This window comes from uncultured Hymenobacter sp., from assembly GCF_964243305.1.
Lineage (GTDB): Bacteria > Bacteroidota > Bacteroidia > Cytophagales > Hymenobacteraceae > Hymenobacter.
Map to the genome: position 1 here is coordinate 1 of NZ_CAXTEF010000071.1, position 5863 is coordinate 5863.

At 60.4% G+C, this 5863-nt stretch carries 5 protein-coding genes and 1 pseudogene; 4 read left to right on the forward strand and 2 right to left on the reverse strand.

Annotated features, from left to right (window positions below; genetic code table 11):
• Positions 1–515: M48 family metalloprotease (locus ACFE70_RS19890; protein WP_375419532.1), on the reverse strand; the 515-nt coding region annotated here is incomplete at its 3' end.
• Positions 516–666: 151 nt separating this feature from the next.
• Positions 667–2010, reverse strand: coding sequence for a DUF5103 domain-containing protein (locus tag ACFE70_RS19895; RefSeq protein WP_375419533.1), 1344 nt, complete (start codon positions 2008–2010; stop codon positions 667–669).
• Between the two features lie 142 nt (positions 2011–2152).
• On the opposite strand from ACFE70_RS19895, the gene ACFE70_RS19900 reads away from it, so the two are divergent.
• From ACFE70_RS19900 to ACFE70_RS19915, 4 genes and pseudogenes are all read left to right on the forward strand, one after another.
• Positions 2153–3409 (forward strand): acyltransferase family protein, encoded by a 1257-nt coding sequence (locus ACFE70_RS19900; protein ID WP_375419534.1) that lies wholly within the window; start codon positions 2153–2155, stop codon positions 3407–3409.
• A gap of 1066 nt (positions 3410–4475) precedes the next feature.
• A pseudogene (locus ACFE70_RS19905) lies at positions 4476–5499 on the forward strand (RtcB family protein).
• Positions 5474–5662 carry a homing endonuclease associated repeat-containing protein gene (locus ACFE70_RS19910; protein ID WP_375419535.1) on the forward strand — a complete coding sequence of 63 codons (189 nt, stop codon included), beginning with the start codon at positions 5474–5476 and terminating at the stop codon, positions 5660–5662. The pseudogene ACFE70_RS19905 and the gene ACFE70_RS19910 overlap by 26 nt, the downstream one beginning before the upstream one ends.
• A complete protein-coding gene (locus ACFE70_RS19915; RefSeq protein WP_375419536.1) occupies positions 5641–5832 on the forward strand; it encodes a homing endonuclease associated repeat-containing protein in 192 nt (63 codons plus the stop codon). The genes ACFE70_RS19910 and ACFE70_RS19915 overlap by 22 nt, the downstream gene beginning before the upstream one ends.
• The last annotated feature ends 31 nt before the right edge of the window (positions 5833–5863 follow it).

Sequence of the window (5863 nt, forward strand, 5' to 3'; positions counted from 1 at the left end):
AACAAGAGCTGCAAGCCCTGCGAGGCCTGCTCGCCAAACTGCGCCAGCCGGGGCGAGGCAATCATGGCGCCCATCAGCCCCACCTGCCCGATGATGGCGTTGGTTTGCTGCTTGGCCGAGTGGCGGGCCGTGACGTGGCCGATTTCGTGCCCCAGCACGCCCGCAAACTGCGCCTCATTATTGAAGTGGGCCATGATGCCGCGCGTGAAATACACGTAGCCGCCGGGGATGGCAAAGGCATTGATAACGGGCGAATCGACGACTCGGAACTGATACGTCAGGTTCGGGCGGTGCGAAATGGCGCCCATCTTCTTGCCCTTCTCGTTGATGAAGTTCTGAATCTTCTGGTCGGGGTAGATGCCCATCTGGGCCGCCACGGCCGGGTCCGACTGCTGGCCCATCGCCAGCTCCTGGCCCTCCGAGACCAGCATCACTTCTTTTTTTCCGGTCACTGGGTTCACGGCGCAATTGGTCAGCAGCAGGGCGCTGGCCGCCAGCAGGGCAGGCTTTCTCATGGGGTGGGGGGGTAGGGAATGGGAGGCCGCCCAGGGTGCCGGACCGGCTTGGCCCTGCAACGCCCACCCTCTGATTAGGTTGCGATATATATGAAAAACCTTACTTCTTGCGCAGACTGCCGCGCCCTACCCCCCTTCGAGGCGGCAATGCTCAGGGCCGGCCGTTCATATCAACCTGCTGATAGCCGATAATCAAATCGGCGCGGGTGCCGGGCGGGCGGTAGTACACCAGCAAATCGTACTGATTCTCGGTCTGCTGGTGGCTGCCCTCGAAGTACACCTCATTGGCCGGGGCGCCGGCCCCGCCGGGCACGGCGAAACTGTAGTTGTAGTAGCCCTGCTTGAGCAGCGCCCGGCCCGCGTAGCGCTGCTGCTCGGCATCGTAGGTGAGCTTGAACTCGTCCTTGAGCTGCCAGTCGGTGAGGGCGCCGAACACGTAGACCGGGCCGGGGGCGGGCTGCGCGGCCCGGAGCTGAAACGTGACGCTGGCATAGTCAGCGTTCACATCGCCGTTGCCGAACTCGCGGTTTTCGAACACGCGCTGGCCGTTGGCATCCTGGTACTGGTTGTAGGCCAGGTTGCCGCGCGTGGTTTCGGGCAGCAGCTCGACGCCGGTGGGGCGGCTGGTACGGTCGAGGCGGGCCACGCCCAGGCCCACGGCCTGCAAGGAGCGGGTGTCGAAGTAGCGGTATTCGCTCAGGCCGGGAAAGGCGTTCTCGAAGTTGAAGAATTGGTAATCCAGCCGCCGCTCGGCCTCGCGCACGAAGGTGGGGCGCAGGGTGTACTTGGCGTTGTCCCAGCGAAAGTTCTGGCGCAAAGCCACCTTGACTTCCACCGCCGGATTTATCAGCTGCGCCTGGCCGTAGCTGATGGCAAAATTCAGCTGCTGCAAGCTGTAGCGTTCGGTGCCGCCGGCCACGAGGCCGGGTTGCAGGCGCACATTCACTTGATTCTCATACACCAAGAGCCGCCGCGACACCAGTGGCGTACCGCCCGCGCCCTGCACCACGAGCAGGTAGTTGCCGCTGAGCTTGACCTGCGGCACCCGCAGCCGGTAGTGGTAGTAGGGCGTGAGCGTGTTCACCCCCGGCCGGTAGTCGGTCAGCAGAAACTCATTTATCTCACTCAGAAACTGCAAATCGGTCAGCACCGAGGGCTGCCAATTAAAGTCGCAGTGTACTAGCCGGGCCGTGAGCCGCGGCGCCTGCTCGCCCAGCACATCAAACTCCAGGGTGAAGCCCGCCTGCCCGAGCGGCGCCACCGGCGGCTGAAACACCTCGTTGGGCTGCCCCGTGGCCAGAAAGCACTGCACTGAGCGCACGTTGGGGTCATAGGTGTAGTCCTGGTAGCGCAGGGTGCGGTCGGCGTAGTATTCGGGGGGCTTGGTCTGGCCGGGCGCGCTGGCGCGGGCGTTGGGGTCGGTGATGGGCGTGCCGAGCGGCACGCAGGCGGCGGCCAGCAGCAGGCCGCCAAGCAAACAGGAGGAAAGGCGCATGGGGCGAAAGTAGGGCCGGCCGCGTTGGCGCCGGGCGGGGGGGTAGGGAATTGCGGACAGATTGCCGAGCTTTGGCGCGCCCTGACGTTACGAGCCCCGCGTAGGTTTTGCTCGCTGCCCTCTAGCCGAGACGCCGGCCGCCATGATGCCCCGTGGCGGCCGGCTGGCCAGCCGCCAGGAAAAGAACGCGCCCTGGCGGAAGCGAGAAAAATGTAATTGGGAGCTGCGAGCTTACTTGATACTCATGAATAGCAAAATGAATGTGCCAGGTCCTCAGTCCGCCGCCTTTCCTGATTCCAAAAGGCACTACGAGATACTGGACGGGCTGCGCGGCGTGGCCGCGCTGATGGTGGTTGTTTTCCACCTTTTTGAAGCCAGCGCCACCAGTCATCTGGACCAGCTTATCAACCACGGCTACCTGGCGGTCGACTTCTTCTTTGTGCTCTCGGGCTTTGTTATCGGCTATGCCTATGACGACCGCTGGGGAAAAATGACGGTAGCGGATTTTTTCAAGCGCCGCCTCATCCGCCTGCACCCGATGATACTTATGGGTATGATTATCGGGGCAATTGGCTTCTATTTTCAAGCCTCCAGGCTCTGGCCTAACCTCGGCGAAACGCCGGTTTCGACAATGCTGCTCGTGCTGCTGATTGGGGTCACCCTGCTGCCGGTGCCTCTCTCGCTGGATATCAGGGGCTGGGGGGAGATGCACCCACTTAATGGGCCGGCCTGGTCGCTCTTCTTTGAGTATGTCGCCAATATTCTCTACGCGCTTTTTATCAGAAAATTCTCCAATACGGCCCTCGCGGTACTGGTCGTTATCGCGGGGGCCGCGCTGCTGCATTTAGCCGTAACCGGCCCCAATGGGGATATCGTGGGGGGCTGGTCCCTGGAGCCGGCGCAGTTCCGAATTGGCCTTACCCGGCTGCTATATCCGTTTTTTGCCGGCCTGCTGCTTTCGCGCCTGGCAAAGCCCGCCCGCTTCCAGCACGCCTTTCTCTGGTGCAGCCTGCTGGTGATACTGGTGCTCGCCCTACCCCGTATCGGGGGCCGCGAGCAGCTGTGGCTGAATGGCTTGTACGACTCGCTATGTATCATTCTTGTTTTCCCCCTGATTGTATATGTGGGGGCCAGCGGCGAGATAAAAGGAAAATACGCCCCGAAAGCGTGCGCGTTTCTAAGTGAGATTTCCTACCCCCTCTACATAACGCATTACCCGTTGATTTACATCTATACGGCGTGGGTCATTGATAATAAAGTACCCTTGCGCGCGGCCTGGCCGGTGGCCTTGTTCGTCTTCCTGGCCAGCCTGGCCGTGGCCTATGCTTGTTTGAAACTCTACGATGTGCCGGTGCGAAAGTGGCTGGGAAAGCGTTTTATAGCGAAGGCGGCCGGCTAGCGGGTAGTCAGCGACCGGGTTTCGTGGCGACGGGGCGTCAGGTTATCGGCCGCTGATTATGGGCCATTGAGCCAGACCAAGCGGGTGCTTCATCAGTTCTTCACATAGTCGTAATAGAGACGTGAATTAGATAAAACAGGCTGATTAGGAAGCTGTTTAGGAAGTCGGCCGAAACACGCCAGACCGTCCTGCTGAGCCCCGCGAAGCATCTCGCTCGGGGAAGTAATCCACGGAACCGGACGATTGAGTTGCTTCCCCACGCCAGATGCTTCGCTTTGCTCGGCAGGACGTTCTTTCGACTTCCTAAACAGCTTCTCTATTTTTGGGGCACCATTCCAAAGGCTACATCGCTCACCAAGCCAAAGCTTTATTGCACCGTAGCAGTCAGTTCTAGCAGCGCGAGAGCTACAACCACCGCGTCCGCGACGCGGGCGGGATGGTGCGCTTCATCCGCTACGTGCTGGAAAATCCCGTGCACGCCGGCCTGGTAGCCGAATGGCTGGCCCTACACCTACTGGCAAGCATCGTAATATTGCAGCAGTGGCAGACGTAGCGCGAAGCTTTCGCTTCGCGCCTGGGCGAACGACGCAAATAAATTCGCAACCCGGCTGCTCTTCAGCGAAACATTACTTTTTAATCGATACGCGAGCAAAAGCTCCGCGCTGCATTCAACGTGACTACCGGACAAGACCTGCTGGCCCTGGGCCTGAAGCCCGCCAAGTGGTTCAAGGAAGCCCTGGCCCACATCAACGCCCACGCCTTGGAAGGCGAGGCGCTAACCGCTTACCTCGACCAGTTCAAGGCGCCGCCCGTGCTGCCGCTGCTGGCCGAGCCGGTGGCGTTCTACGAGAACATCCGCGCCGACACGGCCGTGGAGCAGGCCAACATCGACTACGTGCGCCTCTCCATGCGGCGGCTGATGCGCACGCCCACGGTGGTGGGCGGCGCCATCATGCCCGACGCCTGCCCGGCCGGGCCGCCCGGCACCATCCCGGTGGGCGGCATCGTGGTGGCGCGTAACGCCATTCACCCCGGAATGCACAGCGCCGACATCTGCTGCTCGGTGATGCTGACTAACTTAGGCGCCGCCGACCCCAAAACCGTGCTCGACGCGGCGCAAGACCTCACCCACTTCGGGCCAGGCGGACGCCGCCCCGGAAACCAGTTCGCGCTGCCCGCCGACCTGCGCCAGGAGTTTACCAGCAACCCGTTCCTGAACTCCCTCAAAAGCCTGAGCCTGACCCAGGAACACCTCGGTACGCAGGGTGACGGCAACCACTTCCTCTACGTGAGCACCTCGCGCAACACCGGCGACACCGTGCTGGTCACGCACCACGGCTCGCGGGGGGTAGGGGCGCTGCTCTACAAAAACGGCATGGCCGTGGCCGAGCGGTTCCGCCGCGAAATCTCGCCCGAAACCGAGCCCGCCAACGCTTGGCTGCCCTTCGACACCGCCGAGGGCCAGCAGTACTGGGCCGCCCGAGCGCCTGCGCCGGCCCGTGACGCAGCGCTACTGGAACGAGCACAACTTCGTATTCCGCGACGGCGACCTGTTTTACCACGCCAAGGGCGCCACGCCGCTCGACCCCAAGTTTATGCCCGACATCACTGGCCCGCGCATCATCCCGCTCAACATGGCCCAGCCCATCCTCATCGTGCAGGGCGTCACCACGGATAATAACCTGGGCTTCGCGCCCCACGGCGCCGGCCGCAACCTGAGCCGCACCAAGCACAAGCTCAGCAAAGGCCAGCAAACCAAGGAAGAAATCTTCGCCGAAGAAACCCGCGGCATCGACGCCCGCTTCTTCTTCAATGAAATCGACATTTCCGAGCTGCCCAGCGCCTACAAAAACGCCGAAGAAGTCAAGCGCCAAATCCGCGACTTCGACTTGGCCGAAACCATTGACGAAATCAGGCCCTACGGCTGCCTGATGGCGGGCGACTGGGAAAAGGAAGCGCCCTGGCGGAAGAAGAAAAAGGGGTGTAGCATTGTAGTTCACCTAGAATTCATTAAGCTCTGCCCCTCGAAATTTGAAAGACATAACACAATGTTGACAAATAATTATGAATTATCAACTGAAAGGATTTAACAGAGATATTACAGATGATGAGTTGTTAGCGGATGTGAAGCGAGTCGCTGAAAAGCTCGTTTCAAGTTCTCTTTCGTCGAGAAACTATAATGATAACGGAGGTAAATACACAGCAGGCACAATTGGAGCAAGGTTTGGTAGCTGGCCACCCACGAGGAGGTAGTCGCCGCTTATAACCGCGGCACAATTGGAGCAAGGTTTGGTAGCTGGAATAACGCTTTGGCAAAAGCAGGCTTACAATGTGTGCAGCAGCGAGGAGCATCAAAAAAGGACTTATTTAAAAATCTTGAGGAGGTTTGGATAAGTATTGGGCGGTGGTCTAACCGGGGGTGATTGTATCTTTCGGGCATGGTATTCACTCAAC